A 20,028-nucleotide genomic window follows, 5' to 3' on the forward strand; every position below is an offset into this window, starting at 1 on the left:
AGTGGCCAGTCTTGTAGAATCCGGCGAGATTCCGGCACGAGGTGAGTTCGTTCTCCTTGTATGGACTGATAAAAGCCGTTAAAATTATGGGGTGAGGGGCCGATAATGTTGATGAAAGGATGGATCAATCGATGACGATTGAACGGCTTGGGCCGATTGACCCGATTCATAGATACCACAAAGCTGAAAAAGCAGCCAAGTCGGCAGGGGCAAAAACTGGTGACGCGATCTCTCTCTCCGATGAGGCGCGGGCCCGGTCAGAGGTCCTGCAGGCCCTGGAAGAGGTGCGGGGGCTTCCCGATATCCGTCAGGACCGTGTCGAGGAAGTGCGCCGAAAGCTTGAAGATCCATCCTACATCTCGGACAAGGTAGTCGAGGCCGTGGCGGAGGAGATCCTCTCCGTCTTCGATCTGGGCTAGTGTTTCTCCTCTGGTTTGCATATATCAGCAGCACCTCCACCGGGGGCGCTGCTTTTTTTTTGATTCCGCGTGAAATAATTCCCAAAGATGATTATGATTACCTGTGTTTGGATCTGTCGCCTGGTCCCGGGTGGTGAGCCAGGGCCGGATGATTGTGAGTAATTATAGCGTGATAACTGGAATGTAAAGCCCATGCGTAGCATATCTCTCAGATTGCCGTCGACTGTTGTCTTTGGCAAGGATGTATTGACCCAGGTAGGTTCGCTGGCTCGGGAGCGGGGAACCCGGGCACTTGTCGTCACCGAAGGTGTCCTCCACGAGGGAGGGCATATCGAGCGCGTCGCCGAGATACTGAGGCGATCGGGTCTGGACGTAATGGTCTACGACGAACTCATGCCGAGTTCCGCCTCGTCCCGGGTGGATGAAATCGCCTCGCTGGCTCGGGCCAGCAAAACCCAGGTTGTTCTTGGTCTGGGGGGGATGAGAGTCCTCTCGGTAGCCCGGTGTGTGGCCAACTGCGCCGCTTCAGCCTTGACCGTGCGGGACCTTCTGGAGGGAAAAACCGCCCGGGACTCGGTCGATTATATTGAGGTCCCCTCGTCGTTCCGGAACCATCTTCTCATGCGTGACGAGGCCCTTTTGCGCGATTCCGGTTCCGAGCGGGCCCGGATGGTCCGGACCTGTCCCGGCACCGTGAAGGCTGTGGTGCTGGAAACGGAGTTCTCCCAGACGCTGTCGGCCAAGTACGCCCTGGCGGCGGTGATGGATACCCTCCTGGCGGCGATCGAGGGGTTCTTCTCCACGCGGTCATCCCTCTATTCCGACACGCTCCTGGAGCGGGCAATTCAGGAGCTCCATGGATCGGCCCTGACAGCGGTAAAAAATCCTCTCGACAGCCGGTTTCGGGAGCGCGCCGCCGAGGCGGGTCTGATGACCGCCCTGGCTCTGGCCGTGACCGGCCAGGGGGCGGGGGGCGCTCTGGCCTACGGTATCAATGCCCGGTTCAGTCTTCCCAAATCCTGGGTCGCCAGTATCTTTCTGCCCCACGTTGTCGAGACCCTGAGCACCCAGAATGTCGAGAAGGCAGCCCGGGTTGCCGCCGCTTTGGGGGAACCCCTGGAGGGAATCTCCCCAGCTGGTGACGCCCCCCGGGCCGCGCGGGGTATCCGCAAGCTGGTGAGCCATCTTGATCTGCCTGCCCGGCTTCGGGATCTCGATGTGACCCTGGACGAGCTCTCCCATTGTGCAGAACAGGTGGCCGACTTTGATATGCTGGCGCATGTTCCCGGGGGAGCGGGGGTTCAGGAGCTGCAACGGCTGGTCTCGGCTGCGTACTAATGAGGCGGGCTCCTTCCCGGATACCCTCGCTGGGGTCCGGCGGGTTGCGTCGGGTTCTGTTGCCCCTCTTTACTCTGGACCAGGAGGGTCGGCCCCGGGTGCTGTGCGATCCCCTCTATCTGGCCCGGGTCCTGGAGGCGGTCCGGGACGATTCCCGGCGGACGACCCCTCTGCGGGAGGCTGCCGGGAAAGCCGTGGCTTTTCTTGCTCAAGGAGGTGATCCCCGGGACCGTTCCTTTCTGATCCTGCGGGATGTTCTTGATCGGGAAGCAGGGGTCATGGTGGAGGAGGAGCCGCTCCGGGAGGGGCTCTCCCGGGAATCCCTGGCTGCTCCCGATGGCCGGGAGTATCGTCCGATACCCCTAGTGCTCTATCTGGAACACCTGCGGTCCCCCTTCAACACCGGAAACATTCTTCGCAGCGCCGCCGCCTTCGGGGTCGCCGGGGTTGTTCTGGGAGCCGGTTGTCCCTCGCTGGATCATCCCAGGCTTCTTCGGGCAGCCATGGGAAGCGAGGGGATGATTCCCTGTCTGGTCGGAACCGAGGAGGATGCCCGGACTCTTCTGGAAGAGCGGTTTCCTGCTCCGGGGCAGGAGCGTCCACGGCTGTACGCGCTCGAAACGGGAGGAACACCCCTCTCCCGGGCCGGGGTTACCTTCCCGGCCGTGGTGATCCTGGGCCATGAGGAGAAGGGGGTGTCAGCACCTCTTCTGGAGAGGACTCGCCTCTCGGGGGGGATTGTGACGATACCCCATCAGGGACCAAAGGGGTCCCTGAACGTGGGTGTTGCGGCGGGAATACTCCTGAATCACCTGAACCACCTGGCCGGGCCGACAGACTCTGCCGGGCCGGAATAGTTACGGGTTGCAGCGGATCCGGTGGGTTATCTTTCCCACGCCTTTCAGAGTAGCCGCAACTCCGCAGTATTTCTCCTGGGACAGCTCCACGGCCTTTTCAAGCTTGCTCTCGTCCAGGTTGTCGCCCCAGAAGGAGTAGACCAGCTGTACATCCTGGTAGACCTTGGGGTGTTCCTCCGAGTTTTCCCCGGCCACGGAAATTTCCAGACGTTCCAGGGGAACCTTCATCTTTTTGAGGATCGAAACTACGTCCATCCCGGTGCACCCTGCCAGCGCACTCAGAAGAAGGGCTTTGGGACGAGGTCCCTGGTCTGAACCGCCCACGGACTCGTCGGCATCCACTATGAAGGAGTGTCCCTGCAACTCGATATCGAAGGACATGTCCCCCCGCCAGCGTGCCTTTGTTTCTGCTGCCATAACGCCTCCTTTGCGGCCTTTGATAGATGTTTCTCTCCCCGAGGGAGGAGAAAGAACATGCTTCTTTTTCTGCTGCCGGTCAAGAAAAAGGAGCTCTGCCAGTTTCAGGAAGAGCTATCGCGGCGATGGTCCAGGTGGGCGTATTCGGTATCGTACTGCTCCTGGAGGCGCTGGTGGATGAGGCGGAGCCGTTCGGGAGATTCCACCCCCAAAAGACGCAACACGCGCCCGTCCAGGAGCTCGTATTCGTCGGCATCCATATTGGCCAGGGTATTTGCCAGGAAAACCGTGGCCACCACATCCCGGTATCGGGGAGGGGCTTTCAGCGGAGCGTGGTGGTGCCGGATCGTCTCAATCAGCACGTCGGGAAAGTTCCACCGCTGGGCCAGCTGGGCCCCCACCTCGGCATGGGCTATCCCCTCGCTCATCTCCTCGAAGACCGACGAGGGGATTCCCTTCTTGCGGGAGAAATCGTTGATCTTCTCAACCGTATCGGGGTGAATATTCGAGAAGACGATCTTGCCCATGTCGTGGAGAATCGCTCCCACGTAGACATCGTCCAGGAGGTCCTTTCGTTTACTCACGTGGCGGGTTATTCCGTAGGCGTAGAAGGCCACGCGCTGGCTGTGCTCCCAGAGGGCACGGGAGACAGCGTTCTCCGAGCCGTCGCCCAGCACCCGCTGTGTTCCGTAACTGAACAGCATCTGCTTGAGCCCCCGGAGCCCCACCACCTTTACCGCCTCTACGACGTTGTCCATCTTGCGGGGGAGCATGTAACGGGCACTGTTCACCGTTCTGAGCAGGTCCGCCGTAAGCGCCGGATCCTGGCCCAGCGTTCTTGCGATCTCTGTGACCTCGGCATCGGGATCGTCCAGGAGTGCCCGCAGTTGCATGATGCTCTCGGGAAACTGGGGAAGCGACTGAATGTGGGCGGTGAGCTCTTGGGACATGTGGGTGAGGTGGTCTCCCTTGGTCTCGTCCATGGGGATTACCAGGCGCGCCACGGTCTCATTGTTCTCCACGTCGATATCGAAGGCCTCTTCGTCAAGGCCCAGCTTCTTGAGCATCAGTACCAGAATAACAATCCCCAGGCCAGCCCCCTCGCTATCGTCCAGAACCGCCGTCATCGCCTCCTCGAGGCTCCGGAATGCCCGGGACCGGGCGATGCGGTCGTAGATCCTGATCTGCTCTTTTCGTGTGATGTGGGTGTTGTTGGCCACGCGGATATGGAGATCCTTGCCCTGGATCTGAAAACTCACCCGCACGTAGAGACCCGCCGCCTCCTGTTTTTCCAGCCAGTAGCCGATGTTGTCCAGGGTTTCCTGCTTGAAGGTTTGCATGCCCTGGCGGTAATCCTCGTCGCTGGAGAGGTCCAGCTCCTTCTCTTCAAAGTACACACGCTTGGTGTTGGCCTTTTTTGCGTTTGTCGTAAGTTCCCGCAGGCAATAGGCGAGAGAGTCCTTGAGAACATCCCGGTTGAGCTCCTTCAGGAACGCCCCCAGAATTTCCTCAATCTGCATTTCCGTTTGGTGAGGAAGGGTATAACTCTTGATAGAGATCGGTTTGTGTGCGCGAGCTGCCGCGCGGACTTTTTGCATCATCGAAGGTGCCTTCTCGCCACTCATACAGACAAGTATAGACGGCACCGGTTCAGGCCGCAAGAAAGGAAGAGCGGGAAAAGTGTAATCGTTCTCATTTCGGGCAGACCGGGAGCAACCCGGTCCACGCCCACCGCATCTTCCCGTAACGAAGGATCTCAGGAACCGATCAGGAAAAGTCCTTGACCTGCTCCGCCATCTGTCGCAGGCGCCGTTCCACCCTGCCGTTTACGGTATGCTTGGGGAAGTGCCCGTCGTTTCCTCGTGTTCCGGCGGGAAGTCCCGTGAGAATCTCGATTCCCTCGTCCACCGTATCGATGGCGTAGATGTGAAACTGTTCCCCCGTTATGGCCTCCTGAACTTCCTGTGAAAGGATCAGGTTCTGGACATTCGTTCGTGGAATGAGCACACCCTGGTCTCCCGTAAGGCCCATGAGGCGGCAGGTGGCAAAGAAGCCCTCGATCTTCTCGCTGATCCCGCCCACGGGCTGGATCTGACCGAACTGGTTTACGCTTCCCGTGACGGCAATATCCTGGCGCAAGGGAATATCCCCGATAGCCGAGAGAAGAACGTAGATCTCGGTGGAAGAGGCGGAATCGCCGTCGACCTCGACGTAACTCTGCTCGAAGCCGATGCTGGCGTTGATCGAGAGAGGGAACGTGGTGGCGTAGGTGGCCTGGAGAAATCCCTGGATGATATAGATCCCCTTGTCGTGGATCTCTCCCGAGAGTCCGCTTTCCCGTTCGATATTGATGATGCCGTCGGATCCGGGGGCGACCCGGGCGGTGATCAGCATGGGGCGGCCAAAGGCATAATAGCCCCGGTCAAGGACGGAAAGCCCGTTGATCGCCCCTATCCGGTGGCCCGTGACCTGGAGAATCATCTCGCCCGAGGAAAGTTGCTCGTCAAACTTTTCTTCCGGCAGATTATGGAGGAAGCGGCGCATGTCCCGGGCCTTTTCCACCGACGCGCGGCCGATCGCCGCGGTCTGGCTCTGCCGTGCCCAGTGGTTCGATTCACGGATCAGGTCCGCGATCAGGGAAAAGCGGGTGCTGATTTTGTCCCTGAACTCGCTGAGACGCACACCGTATTCCAGAATGGCTGCCTTCCCGCCGGGATCCAGCGGCAGAAGCTGTTCCTCCTCGCAGATCATCTCCATGAAATCCAGGTAGGCCTTGCGCGTTTCCGCGCTGTTGGCCATAACCGAATCGAACTCGCTCAGGACCTTGAAGAGTTTTCCAAACTCCTCGTCCTGGTGAAAGAGAATCTCGTAGACATGCTCGCTCCCCATGAGGATGACCTTCAGGTTGAGCTCGATCGGCTCGGGTTTCAGGTTCTGTTGAGGCCCTCCAAAGGGTGAGGGGGGGGTGCGTATCTCGGTGATACCGTCCTGGAGAGCCCGCTTAAGGCTTGCCCAGATCTCGTCGTGGCTGAGCACATCCTCAGCCCGGAGGACCAGGTATCCCCCCGAAGCCGCGATGAGACTTCCGCCGCGGAGGGTAAGAAACCCCTGGGCACCATCACCGTCGGGAAGGCTGTCCTGGGAGCCAAAGAGCTTCTGGTAATCGGGATGGCTTTCAAAGATAACAGGCTTTTTCCGGGTATTGCTGTGGTCGAGGACGATGTTGATGTTGTAGCGCTGGAGTTCCTGCTGGATCTCCTGGTCCCGGGACAGATCCTGGGGAATGAAGAGCTCCAGGTTTTCAAGGATATCCTCCTTGAGCTCCTCCAGGTGGTGGTGGATCTTTTCTCCCTGGAATACATCGGTCACCTCCAGGACAAGCTGGTCAAGAAGAGGTTGAATCGTCTCTTTCTGGAGGGTGCGGAGTTGTTTCTCCGCTACCAGCCGATCGCCCCGGAGGGAGAGAAAAATCTGGTTCATCTGATCCATGAGCTGGTAGTAGCGCCGGCGCAAGGCTTCGGCCCGGGCAGGCTCAAGGGATCCCTGGGCCACGTGCTTCTGAAGCTCCTCCATCGGCACGGGGGTTCCCTCAATCACAGGACTGATATCGCTTCGTTGCTCCTGCTCTTCCTGGATCTGGACGATGGTAAACCCTTCCCGGGAGAGATCGCTCTCGAAAGACTGGAGGGCTGAGGCTTCGCGCTGTTCCGTATCGAGCATGATACGGTCCCGTTCTTCCCGGAACCCGCTTTTTTCGAGAATGGTGGGGAGCTGTTCTTTCAGCGTTTCGATGAGATCGTGGACCTTCCGGCGAAACCGGAGAGCATCACCTGGAGAAAAGGAGAGAACCCGGGGGCGGTCGGGCTGGTGAAAATTGTTCACATAGGCGATATCCCGCAGTTGGTGCGGATCAAAGGGCTGGTCCTTGAGGATCCGCATCACGGCGGTACGCTTGCCGGTCCCGGCCTGACCTGCCACGAAAACGTTGTAGCCCTTTGCCGGGATCGCCAGGGCCAGATTCAGGGCCTCCACCGCCCGGGGTTGCCCGATGATACGGTGGTGGATATAGCTGGGCCGGATGCCGGCGAGTTCTTCCTCGCAGATAGTGTAGCGCACAAGGGCCGGATCCAGGCGGAATCGATCTGAAGACTTTTGCATTGCCAGAGAGTATACCGGGCTCTGTGCATGCGGACAAGTTGAAGGCTCGGAGATTTCGCAGGCCCGATGGCACTACACAGCCTGGCACAGTCCCGAACAGGACAGAACAGGACAGGGCAAAAAACAGATTCAGGGACTGTCCTGGCGGGAACCATGGAAAAAGCCGGATCGCGGGGTATATTGTGCTGCCGAGACGGGGATTTTTTCTGTTGCAAACGTTCAGAGGTGTGATTACAATGATTAAGCTAATATTATGAATACGGAAGATCGAATTTATCAGGAAGCCCTTAGTGTAGCAACAATGTATTACTACCAGGGGCTGACCACCGAGGCCATAGCCCGGGAAATGAACTTTTCCCGGCCAAAAGTGAGCCGACTCCTCTCCCATGCCCGTTCTTCGGGAATGGTGGAGATAAAAATTGTCAATGTCCAGAAGGCTCTCTCTCCACTGGAGCGGCAGATTCGGGATACCTTTGGTCTCGATGCAGTTCACATTGTACCGGCCCCGGAGTTAATGGGCGAGGTTGTGTGGCTGGAACGGGTGGCTCGATACACCGCAAACTACCTGAACTCGGTTCTCTCGAGCGGAGATATTCTGGCGATCGCCTGGGGGACAACAATCAGCGAGATCGCCTCCAACTTGATCCCCCACCGGGTTCCCGAACTGCGGGTAGTCCAGCTGAACGGTTCCGGCAACACCTTCACTCCTGACAACCGCTACGCCGCAAACATTCTCCATCACTTTGCCCAGAACTACGAAGCCAACGTGATGCTCTTTCCCGTCCCCACCTTCTTTGATTATCGGGAGACCAAAGCGGCCATGTGGCAGGAGCGGAGCGTCAAGCGAATTATCGATCTGCAACAGAACGCCAGCGTGCTGCTCTACAGTATCGGCTCCGTGAACGCCGGGGTCCCCAGTCACGTCTACTCCACAGGGTATCTGGATCCCGAGGATATGGAGGAGCTTGAGCGTGAGCAGGTTATTGGTGATCTGGCAACGGTATTCTTCCGCGAAGATGGAAGCTGGGAAGATATTCCTCTGAACAGTCGGGCCAGTGGTCCCCCGCTGTCGCTCTATCGGAAGGTGAAGCGGGCGATCTGTGTTGTCAGCGGCCGGAACAAGGTTCCCGGGTTGAGGGCTGCCCTCAAGGCGCGTCTCATGAGTGAACTCATCCTCGATGAACCCACGGCCCGGCTCCTGTGCCGATCCGGTGATTGTGGAGACCTCGAGACATGATGACCCTGCAGGAAATTGATGCCTATTTTCACGAAATACTCCCTATCGATGAGTTTGCCGGAATAGATTCATCGCGCAATGGCCTGCAGGTTTCCCGGCAGGCCCAGACCATTCGCCGTGTCGCCTTTGCCGTCGATGCTGCCCGGCAGGTCTTCGAGGAGGCTGCCGATTGGGGTGCAGATCTTCTCTTTGTTCATCACGGAATCTTCTGGGGCCGTGAAGAAGTCCTCCGGGGAGCTCACTACAGGCGGCTCTTCACGCTTTTCCAGAAGGATCTGGCGCTCTACGCAGTTCACCTTCCCCTGGACGCGCACCTTTCGTTGGGCAACAACGCCCGTATGGCCGCTGTCCTGGGTTTGACCGATGTCGAACCCTTCGGTCTGGTGCGAAATGTTCCAATTGGTGTATCGGGGCGTCTGACCGAACCTTTGAGTCTCGACGAGGTGCAGAAACGCCTTTTCGGTCCCGCTTTTACCCCCCTGGCGGTTCTTCCCTTTGGTCGGCCCCGGGTCGAGTCGGTGGGGCTCATTTCCGGAGGAGCTCCTCTGGAAGTCGATCAGGCGATCCGGCAGGGTCTGGATCTGTACATAACCGGTGACGCCAACCATGTAGCGTACCACCGTTGCAGGGAGTCCGGGATTAATGCTATTTTCGCAGGGCATTACGCTACTGAGACATGGGGGGTACGGGCCGTTGCGGAAAAACTTGCGAGTGATACGGGAATCGAGACGACCTTTCTCGATGTTCCCACCGGGCTGTGAGGTCTCTCTTTGACCAGATCCTATAAAACCACCTTGGGTGATCCTCCGCAGCGGGAGCTGTTGAAGCCGTTGATCCTCCTGGCAGGAATCGTCATTCTGGATCAGATCACGAAGGCCCTTGTTGTTGCTACGGTGCCGCTCTACTACGAAGCCGGTTACACACTTCCCGTGGTGGGTGATTTCTTTCGGATCCTTCATGTGCGAAATCTGGGAATTGCCTTCAGCATCGGCCAGGGGTTGCCGCCTCTGGTCCGGCAAGGGTTGTTTATTCTCCTGCCGGTTGTTGTTCTGGTGGTTCTCTTTTGTACCTTTTACCTGAGCAGCGATCTGCCGCAACGGCAACGGTGGTGTGTTGCTGCGATCATGGGGGGAGGCGTGGGAAACCTGGTCGACAGGATCTTCCGGCCTCTGGGGGTCGTCGATTTTCTTGATTTCAAGTTTTACGGCATTCTGGGAATGGAGCGGTGGCCGGCTTTCAACGTGGCCGATGCTGCCGTGGTGGTGGGGGGGATCTTTCTGGTCCTCTTTGTTCTTCTGCCTTCATCGGAGGGAACATGAATAAACGCGTCAATACGTTTCTCTTTATTCTGGCTGCTACAGTGGTGAACATCCTCATGATGATGGTGCTCTTTGTGCTTTTCCTGGTGGTCTTCGCCCGCTTTGTGGCGCCATCGCTACCTCCCCAGGTAAACCAGGTGATGCTGATGGTGCTCTTTTTGGCATCGGTGATATCCACCTATCTGCTGTATCATCGGCTTATGCGGTGGGCTTCACGGACCTACGATCTTCAGAAGTATTTTGGCCCTCTTTTCGGGAAGGACGGGAAGGGGCGACGCTCTCCGGAGTAACAACACTGAAGAATCCTGGAGGCCCTGCGGCGTTCCGGGGCACCCCTCTTCCGGGGTGCGGTTCCTCTGCGGGCCGGCTACGCCAGGGTGGCCTCTAAGATATACCCGCTAATATCCCACTGACATGGCCCGGTTCTGATCCTTCTTGTACAGATCCTGGTATACAAAGCCCCTGTTTTTCAGGGTCTCCTTCACCTCCTGGGGGAAGGGAATGTACCGCCAGAAGATATCCCGGACTTCCCGGGGCATCTTCTGGGTTCCGTTGCTCTCCTTGGTGATCCAGAGGATATAATCCTGGATGAACTGATCCTTCACGTCGCCCTTCATGCGCTGTTCGGAAAACCACTGGTAGTACCACCCCGTGAGGCCCTCTTCCATCCAGTAGTGGGCTGCGCGTTCCTTCGCCACCTGCCACCGGAGATCCCCCAGGGCAGCAATAACCGCTGTGGTCAGATCCTTGCTGTACATGGGGATTGCCAGGCGACCGCGGCTGGTGGCACGGTTGTACCGCTCGAAGGGTTCCCAGCAGATACCCAGATCTCCGTAACAGGGGACCAGGATAATGTTTGGTACAATTCTGGTGGTTTTCTGCTTGAAGGTACGAAGGAAGAGTCCCTGATCAAGATGTTCCACATCGGCCAGAATATTGTGAACGTTCTCTCGTGTCCCCACCGAGGCCAGGCCACCCCGAAAGTACTGGCGGGAGAGCAGGGGAAAGTGATTGCCCTGGCGACCCACGCAGAGTTTTGCCATTTGCCGGATCGTTCCCATCTCTTCCATGGAGGCTTTTGTGTCAACGGCATCGATGTCTTCTCCGGCTTGCTCGGCTTGCCGCTTGAGATCGGCCAGAGCGTCCTGGTAGCGTTCAAGTTCCAGGTAGGCCCGGCCCATCTCCCGTCCCTGGTGGCTCAGGCGGCGGAGATCGGCCGATATGTCGGCAAAGATGCTGCGCTGGGCATCGGTGTAGGGGCCTTTCTGCTGAGTCTCGTAACGGACTTCCCGCTCTGTGAGATCCCCCACCAGACGCCTCAGGGAGGTTTCAATCGATTCCATTTCCTCGTTGCGGGTTTTGATGAGCATCAGCTGGGCTTCTACCTTGCCTCGAGCCGTTTCAACCTGACGGGCGAGGCGGGACACCTGCTGGCCCGTGGCGGCCTTGGTCTCATCGGTAGCGGAGAGCGTAAAACTTCCCGAAGCGATTCCCTTCAGCCATTCATCGACGTAGTGAATCGGCTCTCCCCAACGATTGTCCTGGATAATCTGGGCGATCATGAGGCGCTGGTCCTTGTCGAGCATGGTGGGCAGGAGGACACCAAAGCGGAGGAGCAACATCTTGGGCTCGGGCATCGTCCCATAAGCCTTGAGCGCCAGGGAACGAGCCAGGTCCCAGTAGACGGGAATGAGGCGGTTTCGGTATAGCGATCGGTCTTCGGGGTTATCGGCCTTCAGAAATTGCGCCAGGGTACTGTGAAGGCGTTTTGCCACCTCCCCCTCGCCGGTGAGGGCCTCCTGGTAGAAGTTGGCATTGCGGAAGTACGGCTTGGGGTCCTCCGAGAGGGTCTCGATCTTCTGGACCCTCTCTTGGATCGCAGATTTCTCGTCGGCGTCGGGGTCATCCTGAAAATCATCAGGAAGATCTTCATCAAAGAGGTCTGCAAAACGGGGGGCTTCCGTATCCTGTTCCGAGGCCTCGGGCGAGACAAAGAGATTATCGCTTGTGTCAAAGGAGGAACTCATGACACTAGTGTATACCATTTCATTTCACAGGTCATGGGTCTGAAGCAGAAACAGATAGCAGGGTAAAAAAAAACCCGCCGTGGCGGGGTTTTTAAAAGGTGGAAAATTGGAGGTGACGGGAGTCGAACCCGTGACCCCTTGAATGCCATTCAAGTACTCTAGCCAGCTGAGCTACACCCCCAATTCGATGTGACCTGTTGTACCCTTTCACCCGGTTCTGTGTCAAGACCCGGGCGATCATTTTAGAACCCCATGGAGTTGATGGGGCTTCCCCCGCCAAAGGGACCGCCGGATCCCTCGGGGAGACCGCCAAAGCTGCGTTGTTCAATCACCCGGTAGAGCCGGAAGACCGTGCGAACCTCTCCCAGTTGACGCCGGAGATTCTGTTCCACCCGGGAGAAGCGGGCAAAAAAATCACCCGATCGGACTCCGTCGATGGTGGTTTCACCGATGCCCTGGGCGTGGAATCGGCTCAGTTCCTCCAGGCGGTATACGGTGTTCTCGAAGAGAGGCAGGATGCTGCGCATCTTGATGAGGGCAGGGCTCACCTCGGTGCGGAGACGCATATCCCCCCCGAGAGAGGTTCCGGTGCGGGATGCTTCTCTCTCCAGCCGGTTTCGGTGAGCCATGAGTTCTCGGTAGGCCTTCTGAAACTCCGGCTCTGTGTCGTTAAACCGGCGGACGTAGGCCTTGATGAATGTTGGGGCCCCGCTTCGGAAGGCCTGCAACCGGGCCTCGGTCCAGACAGAGTAAAACTGATCGAAGTCACCCTCTGGTACCGTCTGGGAACGAGGGGCCTGGTTCTGCTGGACTTCTGCTGCCGATCCGCCATCGACCAGGACTTTTTGTCCGCTTGAGGAAACTTCAACCTGGCCGGCACGAACCCCTGCCAGGGTGCTCTCGTCTGGTGCGGTGAGAACATCAAACTCCGTTCCCCGGACTCCCAGCACGGCCGATCGGGTTTCCACGTTTACCTGGGAGTTTCGCGACACATTCTGCACCGCCATCTCCACTGACCCTGAAAGAAGACGGAGCCGGGTGTTCTCTCCTCCGCCGGTCTGGGGTTCTACCTCGATATAGTAGGCTGTGTTTTCCTGTATTCGAACGGTGGAGCGGCCTCCGGCGGTCAGGAGAACCTCGGCGTAGCCGTCGAACCCCGTCTGGATCACATCCATTTCCAGCAGAGGATCTCCCGGGTTGATCTGGAACTCATCAAGGATCTCCCCGTCCCGGATCAAGGCCACGTCGCCTTCGATATACTCTATTCTGCCGATTGATTCGGCGAGAACCGCTGGAGAGGACACCAGGAGGCCTCCCAGGATAAGGCCCGGGAGAAGAAGCCCCTTGACGGCGCGCGAGGGTCTGACCGGGCGAAGCCATCGGCTAAAACGCAGGGACGATAAAAATGGTTTCGAGGGTCGTGTCGTGTACAGGATCTTGTTCATGGGAGTCTCCTTGAAATCAGGCAGGCCTTCTTCCTATTGTCCCAGATCTTCCCGGGCCACAACGAGGCTGTAGAAGTATCTTCCATCGGCCGAGGTGTGGCGGGCGAGCACCAGGAACTGGCTGAGCACCGCCGAGGCCTCCTGGGCGCTGAGGGTTTGCTCGAAGGTACCCACCCGTTCTACATCGCGCCGGTCTTCCAGTGTGCGGACGCTGGCGCCGGACAACAAGAGGATATCCTTGAGCGCATCCTGATCGGCGGTGTCTATACTGTTGCGCAGGCGGTGACTCCGCAGGGTTGTTCCCACCGTGACGAGGAACCCCGGGATTGCGGGCGGGCGGTTTACCCACTCCGGTTCACCGGATCCTCCCAGCCCTTTCAGCGCAACCCGGGGTGCTGCAGGAACCTGGGAGACAGCCGCTACAATGTAGGTGCCCTGATGATCCTGGAAGCTTTCAAGGACCTCCACGTGTTCCACCAGGGTCTGGGCATAATCGGCATCCCAGTCGGTGATGATGTCGTCCAGGAACTCTGCAGCACGTCCTCCCCGCTGGGTGACGAGCTGATACCGTGCAGCCATACGGGTGTAGCGGGATGCCTGCTCCGCCACGTGGAGGATGGCCCGGTCTTCTTCCTCGTCACGGTTGCGTAACCGCGGTGAAATGCCCAAAAACACCGGCCGACCGTCTCGGGGGGTGAGGTCACTCATGAGCATGTCCAGAGAGGTTGCCTGTGTCCGCTGCCGGGCGGCTTCCCGGGGCTTTTCCTCGGGCTGGGATGAACACCCCAGGATCAGGAGGATAACTCCAGCGATAATTCCGAAATTCAACTTTGCCATTACCCTCAACTATAGGGGCAGGAATGGGGAAAATCAACCGATTCATTGACAAAGGATAGGGCGAAACCTAAACTTCACACTAGAAACGTACGTGCTGGAGGCAAAGAAGAATGAAAAGGATAACAGGACTTTTGCTGGTGGGGCTTGCTGTGATTTTTGCGGGCTGTTCAACGCCAAGCCGAACGGTTGAACGCACAGCTGCCGACGCCCAGATTGACCTGAGCGGTCGCTGGAACGATACCGATGCCCGGCTTGTGGCAGAGGAGATGATCGACGACGTTCTGGCCAGACCTTGGTTAAACCAGTTCTCGTCGCAGAAGGGCGGCTCGCCTGTGGTGGTGGTTGGCGATGTCCGGAACCTCAGTTCCGAGCACATTGATACGACTCCCTTCATCCGAGATATCGAGCGGGAGCTCATAAACAGCGGCATGGTTCGCTTTGTGGCAGGAGAGCAGGCTCGCCAGCAGATCCGGGCAGAGCGGATGGATCAGCAGACCCAGGCCCGGGAAGAGACGGTGGCGCGCCTTGGTGCCGAGACGGGGGCCGATTTTATGTTGCGCGGATCGATATCCTCCACGGTGGACGCCATCGAGGGGATGCGGGCAATCGCCTACGCCGTCAATATGGAACTTGTTAACATTGAAAGCAACGAGATCGTGTGGATCGGAAACAAGGAAATTAAAAAGTTGATTGAACAGCGGCGCTCGCGTTGGTAGGGCGCAGTGAAGGCTGTCCAGTCAGAAGGAGTAACAGGCATGTTTAGTCCTGCCGGAGTTATCAAGCGGGCCCTGGCGGGGGCCCTTTTTGTCCTGGTTCTGTCCAGTTGTGCGTCGACACGGAATACCCTCTTCATTGAAACTGACGAGGCGGCACAGCAGGGTGATTTTTCCCGTGCAGCCCGGATTGTGGAGGAAAACGTTGACACCCTCTACGGGCGGCGCGACGGCGTGCTCTACTACCTCGATTCGGGGATGTTGCTTCACTACGCCGATTCTCCTGCGGAGAGTTCGCAGCGGTTGAGCGAGGCCGAGCGGCTCATTGAGGAGTATTTCACGCGAAGTATCAGCCAGGCTGCAGCGACCTTTCTGATCAATGATACCATGCGCGATTACGCCGGGGAGGATTTTGAGGACATCTACCTGAACGTCTTCAAGGCACTCAATTTCAATGCCCTGGGGCAGACCGACGGCGCGTTGGTGGAGGCCCGGAGGATCAACATCAAGCTGAACCTTCTCGAGGACAAGTACCAGTCTCTGGCGAAGGGCTATGCCCAGGCCGATGAGGCCGAGGGGCCCGAGATTCAGCCAGGCGAGAGCCGGTTCTACAGCAGCGCCCTGGCCCGGTACCTCAGTCTGGTTCTGCGTCGCGGCGACGGTGATATGGACGGGGTCAGGATCGATTGGGAACTTCTCCAGGAAGCTTTCCGGGAGCAGTCAAACCTCTATGACTTCCCCCTTCCCTTCACCGATGAGGTGATGCAGCGTCCCGACGATGCCCGCATCAGCGTGCTGGTCTTCACGGGGCGTTCTCCCATCAAGGTTGCCCAGACTCTGTGGGTTCTCACCCGTGACGGTGCTGTTGATATTGTTCGCGCCGAGGAGGATGAGCACCTGGGCCGGGTTATAGAAGGCTATCATAGCTTCGCCTTTCCGGGGGTTCAGAGTGGCTACCGCTTCAAGTTTGAGTTGCCCCGAATGCAGCTGCGAGGCTCCGAGATCACCCGGATACGGGTTATGGCCGACGGGAGGCCCCTGGGGGATGTCCAGCTCCTGGAAAACATGGAGCAGATCGCCCTTGATACCTTCCAGATCAGGGAGCCGATCATCTTTCTGAAGACCGTGACCCGGACGATAATAAAGGGCATCGCCGGTCAGCGGGCGGGGCAGGCCATGCGTGAGGCCGGATCGGGTTCCCTTTTCGGAATGGCTGCGGGGCTTGCCGGATCCATAGCAACTGATATTGCCCTGGATGCAAGCGAGCAGGCCGATCTTCGTATTTCCCGATACTTTCCCGCCTACGCCTACGCTGGCGAGTGGGATCTCCCCTCGGGCGAGTACGACATCGCTGTGGAGTATTATCGGGGATCATCCCGAGTGCATGTTGATCAGGTGGGCACCGTGAAGGTGGACAGGAACTCTCCAAACCTGATCTCCTCGTTTCTGATTCGCTGAACCTGGTTGCCAGAAAAAGGAGCTGATGACGATTATGATGAACGGAAAAAAACGAATGGTGCTGTCGGCGGGCGTCTTTGCCGCGATGGTGTCTCTGGTCCTTGCGGGGGTTCTTGCCGGGTGTTCCAGCTCTCCCAAGCCGGCCCGGCCCGCTCCGGGGAAAGCCGATTTGCCCGAGTGGTACCTGAATCCCGCGGCAGTGTATCCCGATGATGTCTATCTGACAGCGGTGGGAACGGGCGATACCCGACGGGCCGCCGAGCAGCAGGCCATGGCGGGGCTTTCCCAAATCTTTGAGGCGAATATCCAGGTGGATATGACCACCCAGGAACGGTACCGGGATATTGTTACTGCCCAGGGGGATTTCTCGGAAGCTGAAGTCGAGTTGGCCCAAACCACCTCGGTCCAGTCTGCGCAGCGTCTCACCAACGTTCAGATGGGTGAAGCCGCTGTGGACGAGTCGGGGCGCGTTCACGCCATTGCCTACATCGAGCGTCTTCCCACGGGTCGCCTTTATGTGGATTTGATCGAGAAAAACGCTGCTCAGGTTGCCTCTTTTCTGACTCAGGCCGATGCAAGTGACAACCTGATCCGGGAATACGCCTACGTGAGCGCAGCCTGGATCATCGCATCGGGGAACGAGCTTCTGCGGGATCAACTGCGAATTATCGCCCCCTCCATGGGTCAGATGGTGCAGTTGCCCTATTCCTACGATTCCTTGATTCAGCGGCGCACCGATATCGCCTCGGGAATGCGCGTTTCCATCTCCATCACCGGGGACACCGGTGACCGTGTCGAGGGCGTGGTTCGCCAGGCCCTGGGGGAGGAACGCTTTCCGGTCTCTGCGACAGATCCGGTCCTTCGGGTCACCGGCAGGGTTCAGGTTGAGCCGATAGAGCTGACCTCGGATTTTGAATCGGCTCGCTGGGTTCTAAACCTTGATGTTGCCGGCCCTGATGGCAGCTCGATCGTCTCCTACGATGATCAGGGCAGGTCTTCGGCGGTCACCACGGAATCGGCCATAGCTTTCGCGTATCGCGATATTCAGGCAGCGGTGAAGAATAACTTTGTCTCCCGCCTGCGCGGATATTTTGATGGGCTGGTGCTGGGGGACTAAGGGTCTCCTGCCGATGTCGTCTCTCCCCGGGAGTACACAACTCTCGGGGGAGGCCGTTTGCGCGTGAGCAGAAACGCCCTGGCCGGAGAATCCGGTCAGCGGCGGGGTTGCACCAATTTTGTCTTGAGGAATCCCAGAAAGATATCAAAAAGAATCGGGTCTATCTTGGGGCTCTTTTCGATGAACTCTGTCTTGATCATGGCGAGGGCCTCGGCTGGTTTCAGGGGTGAGCGATACTTCCTGTTCGGGTCGGTAAGGGAATCGTAGACGTCGACGATCTCGAGCATTTTTGCCGGAAAGTAAGACAGCACCTGGTAGTCAATGAGGGGTTCCATCGTGTAGGACATGATGTAATCCTGAACAGCCTCGGGGCGCGCTCTCTTGTAGGCCTTCAGGAACTCCCGAAAGTAACCGTAGCCCTGGGGATGGCCGTAGTACTCATGGTGATACCCCGTGATCAGGGCGGCCTCGCGGGGGTAGTTGGTTTTTTCCATGACCGCCTTGTAGCCAATCTTCACATGGCGCTCCACCGTGGCACGGTCGAAACCTGCCTCTCCCTCGTGGTACTCGATATCCTCGGCTTTGCCCACGTCGTGAACAAGGAACCCCGTGGCAAAGGCGTTGATCTCTGCCTCGTCCAGAGCCTTCATGCCACCATAGAAGACGTGCTCCAGCGTTATCTGATCTTCGTGAAGGTGAGGGAGGAGAGAGTGATAGAAAGGCCTGTAGGTGGACCGGAACCGGACGCGAATCTTGCTGGCGATGCCCCGCATGATGACCTGCCTGTTGTAAAAAAGAAGAAACTCCAGCCCCAGCAGAAAGACGCGGGTCATGTGCTGAACCACGGTACCGTCTGATTTCGCAATGACCTGCAGGACCAGGTCATCGTTGTAGATCGCCGAATCAACGAGACGGGCCGTTGTTTTTACCAGTTCCCGCGTTTCTGTTACCATCTGTTGCGTATAGGTCCGGGCCTGATCGTTGCCCTGGCGAAGCGCTTCCATAAGAGTTGCCCGGTTTGCGAGGGTTGCATCTCTGGTCGCATCCACCACCGCCGTGGCGACCTCCTGTTGTGGGGCATCGTCTTTCTGAAGCAGCTCGTTGAGGTGGTCCCGTGACTTTTTGAGAAGGCCGCACCGCTCCTGGGGGTGCAGGTGCGAGTACTTTTCGGCGAGGCCCCCAAAATTACTCAGACCGGACGGCGGGGCGGGCGTTGAGTGTTCGGGCGTCGGGGCTTGTGATGGCGGGATAGCATCGGAACTCCGGGCCTCTTCGGCATTCCGGGCTGTCGGTGCACCCTTGGTCTGTTTTGTCAGGGCCTCGATATGGTGCTCGGCGACAGCCCGGTCCAGAAAAAACTCCCATGATCCGGGGCTTTCCCAAAAACGGGGATTGTTCTGATGAAGAGCCCGGAGCTGTACCTTTTTGACCTTTCCCGAGGTGCGATTGCGGCAGAAGAGGTTCTCCCGATCCCGAAGCAGGAGATCAAGCGCCTGGGGATAGCGGCGGATAAACTGGCGAAAGGGTACAACTTTTGCTGTTTCCACAGATAAACCCAGCTTACGACAGTTGAAAAAGCTCTGCAAGCGCTCCGGGTCACCCCCAGGTGATCAGAGTTCCTCCGTAGGTGAGGCCCGATCCAAAGCCCACGCAGAGCACGCGGTCGCCCGGGGCAAGAAGTCCTTTCTCGTTCATCTCGTCCAGGGCAAGAGGGATCGACGCCGCCGAGGTGTTGGCGTACTCTTCTATGTTCATGTAGAACCGGTCTGCATCCCACCCGCCGCGCTTTGCCGCAGCAGCAATGATCCTGGTATTTGCTTGATGGGGAACCACATAGGCAAGATCAGAGAAGGTCAGTCCGTTTTGATCCAGCAGATCCTGAATAACTTGAACGATTACTGCTACGGCGAAGGTATAGACCTTCTTGCCATCCATCTGAAGGAGCAGGGCCTCGGGGGGGGTTACACCAGGGATATAGGGATGGCGGGTTCCTCCGTAGAGGCGGCAGAGTGATTCTGCTCCGCTGCCCCGGCTTCCCAGAATGGCGGGAGATATGCGGTTCTCTCCTTCGGACAGAACACTCACCACGGCGGCACCAGCGCCGTCTCCAAAGAGAACACTGCTTCCCCGGTCTTCCCAGTTGACGATTCTGCTGTAGATCTCGCTTCCCACCACCAGAACGTTTCGGGCTGCCCCGGCGGCAACGTAGGTGCGGGCCGTCTCCAGACCGTAGATGAATCCGGAACAGGCGGCCACCAGGTCCATGGCTCCCGCCGAGGGGATACCCAGCTTTTCCTGGAGGACACAGGCCGTCGAGGGCAAGCCGGGATAATCGGGGGTACTCGTGGCGACCAGGATGAGGTCTATATCGTCGGGGGAGACCCCGGCCTTGGCCATTGCTTTTTTCGCTGCCGGCACGGCCAGATCACTGGCGGCCTGGTCTTCACTGGCAATGTGACGGTAACGAATTCCCGTGTGGGAGAAGATCCACTCATCGGAGGTATCCACCATTTGAGCGAGATCCTCGTTGTGGACACGTCGCTCCGGGGCAAAGGCCCCCACTCCGGTGACCGCTACGGGTCTCAATATCGTATTCACAATAAAATCTTACCAGAACATCAGGGAAAGGGGGAAGAGAAAATGAGAAATTTTGTCGGTTCTCGGCCGACTAACTTGATCGTTCCTG

At 58.2% G+C, this 20,028-nt stretch carries 18 protein-coding genes and 1 tRNA gene; 10 read left to right on the forward strand and 9 right to left on the reverse strand.

All coding sequences use genetic code 11. From position 1 onward, the window contains the following. The first annotated feature begins 131 nt into the window (after window positions 1–131). The 3 genes from BW950_RS10765 (at window position 132) to BW950_RS10775 (ending at window position 2,614) form a co-directional block, all read left to right on the forward strand. Window positions 132–419 (forward strand): flagellar biosynthesis anti-sigma factor FlgM, encoded by a 288-nt coding sequence (locus BW950_RS10765; protein ID WP_076489312.1) that lies wholly within the window; start codon window positions 132–134, stop codon window positions 417–419. Between the two features lie 192 nt (window positions 420–611). Beyond that, window positions 612–1,757: an iron-containing alcohol dehydrogenase gene (locus tag BW950_RS10770; RefSeq protein WP_083943943.1), complete on the forward strand. Its 1,146-nt coding sequence runs from the start codon at window positions 612–614 to the stop codon at window positions 1,755–1,757. Continuing rightward, window positions 1,757–2,614, forward strand: coding sequence for a TrmH family RNA methyltransferase (locus BW950_RS10775; protein WP_076489314.1), 858 nt, complete (start codon window positions 1,757–1,759; stop codon window positions 2,612–2,614). The genes BW950_RS10770 and BW950_RS10775 overlap by 1 nt, the downstream gene beginning before the upstream one ends. Here BW950_RS10775 and BW950_RS10780 read toward each other — a convergent pair whose 3' ends face one another. The 3 genes from BW950_RS10780 to BW950_RS10790 form a co-directional block, all read right to left on the reverse strand. Further along, the gene (locus BW950_RS10780) at window positions 2,615–3,031 is read right to left on the reverse strand and encodes an OsmC family protein (RefSeq protein ID WP_076489315.1); all 417 of its coding nucleotides are present in this window, start codon (window positions 3,029–3,031) and stop codon (window positions 2,615–2,617) included. It abuts the gene before it with no gap. A gap of 104 nt (window positions 3,032–3,135) precedes the next feature. Beyond that, a complete protein-coding gene (locus BW950_RS10785; RefSeq protein WP_234969090.1) occupies window positions 3,136–4,632 on the reverse strand; it encodes an HDOD domain-containing protein in 1,497 nt (498 codons plus the stop codon). A gap of 166 nt (window positions 4,633–4,798) precedes the next feature. Further along, window positions 4,799–7,189 carry a Lon protease family protein gene (locus BW950_RS10790; protein ID WP_076489317.1) on the reverse strand — a complete coding sequence of 797 codons (2,391 nt, stop codon included), beginning with the start codon at window positions 7,187–7,189 and terminating at the stop codon, window positions 4,799–4,801. A 253-nt stretch (window positions 7,190–7,442) separates the two neighbouring features. Here BW950_RS10790 and BW950_RS10795 point away from each other — a divergent pair, with 253 nt between their 5' ends. The 4 genes from BW950_RS10795 to BW950_RS10810 are packed head-to-tail and all read left to right on the forward strand — an operon-like array spanning window position 7,443 to window position 10,035. Further along, the gene (locus tag BW950_RS10795; protein ID WP_076489318.1) at window positions 7,443–8,426 is read left to right on the forward strand and encodes a sugar-binding transcriptional regulator; all 984 of its coding nucleotides are present in this window, start codon (window positions 7,443–7,445) and stop codon (window positions 8,424–8,426) included. Then, window positions 8,423–9,187 (forward strand): Nif3-like dinuclear metal center hexameric protein, encoded by a 765-nt coding sequence (locus BW950_RS10800; RefSeq protein ID WP_499697552.1) that lies wholly within the window; start codon window positions 8,423–8,425, stop codon window positions 9,185–9,187. Before BW950_RS10795 ends, BW950_RS10800 begins: the two co-directional genes overlap by 4 nt. 9 nt (window positions 9,188–9,196) lie before the next feature. Beyond that, a complete protein-coding gene (gene lspA / locus BW950_RS10805; RefSeq protein WP_083943945.1) occupies window positions 9,197–9,745 on the forward strand; it encodes a signal peptidase II in 549 nt (182 codons plus the stop codon). Further along, window positions 9,742–10,035, forward strand: a complete 294-nt coding sequence (locus BW950_RS10810; RefSeq protein ID WP_076489319.1) for a hypothetical protein — start codon at window positions 9,742–9,744, stop codon at window positions 10,033–10,035. Before lspA ends, BW950_RS10810 begins: the two co-directional genes overlap by 4 nt. 108 nt (window positions 10,036–10,143) lie before the next feature. Here BW950_RS10810 and BW950_RS10815 read toward each other — a convergent pair whose 3' ends face one another. From BW950_RS10815 to BW950_RS10830, 4 genes are all read right to left on the reverse strand, one after another. Beyond that, window positions 10,144–11,790, reverse strand: a complete 1,647-nt coding sequence (locus BW950_RS10815; protein ID WP_234969091.1) for a coiled-coil domain-containing protein — start codon at window positions 11,788–11,790, stop codon at window positions 10,144–10,146. 89 nt (window positions 11,791–11,879) lie between these two features. After that, window positions 11,880–11,953 (reverse strand) — tRNA-Ala (locus tag BW950_RS10820). Window positions 11,954–12,014: 61 nt separating this feature from the next. Then, window positions 12,015–13,217 carry a FecR family protein gene (locus tag BW950_RS10825; protein WP_076489321.1) on the reverse strand — a complete coding sequence of 401 codons (1,203 nt, stop codon included), beginning with the start codon at window positions 13,215–13,217 and terminating at the stop codon, window positions 12,015–12,017. A 33-nt stretch (window positions 13,218–13,250) separates the two neighbouring features. Beyond that, window positions 13,251–14,054: a hypothetical protein gene (locus BW950_RS10830; RefSeq protein WP_076489322.1), complete on the reverse strand. Its 804-nt coding sequence runs from the start codon at window positions 14,052–14,054 to the stop codon at window positions 13,251–13,253. 110 nt (window positions 14,055–14,164) lie between these two features. Between BW950_RS10830 and BW950_RS10835 the strand changes: the two genes are divergently transcribed. Genes BW950_RS10835 through BW950_RS10845 form a run of 3 tightly spaced genes read left to right on the forward strand, consistent with a single transcriptional unit; the run spans window position 14,165 to window position 17,342 of the window. Next, on the forward strand, window positions 14,165–14,770 hold the full coding sequence (locus BW950_RS10835; protein ID WP_076489323.1) for a penicillin-binding protein activator LpoB: 606 nt from the start codon (window positions 14,165–14,167) through the stop codon (window positions 14,768–14,770). Between the two features lie 39 nt (window positions 14,771–14,809). After that, complete coding sequence (locus BW950_RS10840) at window positions 14,810–16,225, forward strand: COG3014 family protein (protein WP_076489324.1); 1,416 nt, start codon at window positions 14,810–14,812, stop codon at window positions 16,223–16,225. Between the two features lie 25 nt (window positions 16,226–16,250). Then, window positions 16,251–17,342: an LPP20 family lipoprotein gene (locus BW950_RS10845; RefSeq protein ID WP_076489325.1), complete on the forward strand. Its 1,092-nt coding sequence runs from the start codon at window positions 16,251–16,253 to the stop codon at window positions 17,340–17,342. 95 nt (window positions 17,343–17,437) lie between these two features. Here BW950_RS10845 and BW950_RS10850 read toward each other — a convergent pair whose 3' ends face one another. Then, window positions 17,438–18,889, reverse strand: a complete 1,452-nt coding sequence (locus BW950_RS10850) for an HD-GYP domain-containing protein (RefSeq protein ID WP_143559212.1) — start codon at window positions 18,887–18,889, stop codon at window positions 17,438–17,440. 49 nt (window positions 18,890–18,938) lie between these two features. Then, entirely contained in the window at window positions 18,939–19,940 is a 1,002-nt protein-coding gene (locus BW950_RS10855) for a beta-ketoacyl-ACP synthase III (RefSeq protein WP_234969092.1), read from the reverse strand. Window positions 19,941–20,028: the final 88 nt, after the last annotated feature.

Source organism: Alkalispirochaeta americana, assembly GCF_900156105.1.
GTDB lineage: Bacteria > Spirochaetota > Spirochaetia > DSM-27196 > Alkalispirochaetaceae > Alkalispirochaeta > Alkalispirochaeta americana.

Bases quoted from the DNA above. Each gene is read 5' to 3' on its own strand.
- BW950_RS10765 (WP_076489312.1), top strand. From the start codon at position 132: ATGACGATTGAACGGCTTGGGCCGATTGACCCGATTCATAGATACCAC.
- BW950_RS10770 (WP_083943943.1), top strand. From the start codon at position 612: ATGCGTAGCATATCTCTCAGATTGCCGTCGACTGTTGTCTTTGGCAAG.
- BW950_RS10775 (WP_076489314.1), top strand. From the start codon at position 1,757: ATGAGGCGGGCTCCTTCCCGGATACCCTCGCTGGGGTCCGGCGGGTTG.
- BW950_RS10780 (WP_076489315.1), bottom strand. From the start codon at position 3,031: ATGGCAGCAGAAACAAAGGCACGCTGGCGGGGGGACATGTCCTTCGAT.
- BW950_RS10785 (WP_234969090.1), bottom strand. From the start codon at position 4,632: ATGATGCAAAAAGTCCGCGCGGCAGCTCGCGCACACAAACCGATCTCT.
- BW950_RS10790 (WP_076489317.1), bottom strand. From the start codon at position 7,189: ATGCAAAAGTCTTCAGATCGATTCCGCCTGGATCCGGCCCTTGTGCGC.
- BW950_RS10795 (WP_076489318.1), top strand. From the start codon at position 7,443: ATGAATACGGAAGATCGAATTTATCAGGAAGCCCTTAGTGTAGCAACA.
- BW950_RS10800 (WP_499697552.1), top strand. From the start codon at position 8,423: ATGATGACCCTGCAGGAAATTGATGCCTATTTTCACGAAATACTCCCT.
- BW950_RS10810 (WP_076489319.1), top strand. From the start codon at position 9,742: ATGAATAAACGCGTCAATACGTTTCTCTTTATTCTGGCTGCTACAGTG.
- BW950_RS10815 (WP_234969091.1), bottom strand. From the start codon at position 11,790: ATGGTATACACTAGTGTCATGAGTTCCTCCTTTGACACAAGCGATAAT.
- BW950_RS10825 (WP_076489321.1), bottom strand. From the start codon at position 13,217: ATGAACAAGATCCTGTACACGACACGACCCTCGAAACCATTTTTATCG.
- BW950_RS10830 (WP_076489322.1), bottom strand. From the start codon at position 14,054: ATGGCAAAGTTGAATTTCGGAATTATCGCTGGAGTTATCCTCCTGATC.
- BW950_RS10835 (WP_076489323.1), top strand. From the start codon at position 14,165: ATGAAAAGGATAACAGGACTTTTGCTGGTGGGGCTTGCTGTGATTTTT.
- BW950_RS10840 (WP_076489324.1), top strand. From the start codon at position 14,810: ATGTTTAGTCCTGCCGGAGTTATCAAGCGGGCCCTGGCGGGGGCCCTT.
- BW950_RS10845 (WP_076489325.1), top strand. From the start codon at position 16,251: ATGACGATTATGATGAACGGAAAAAAACGAATGGTGCTGTCGGCGGGC.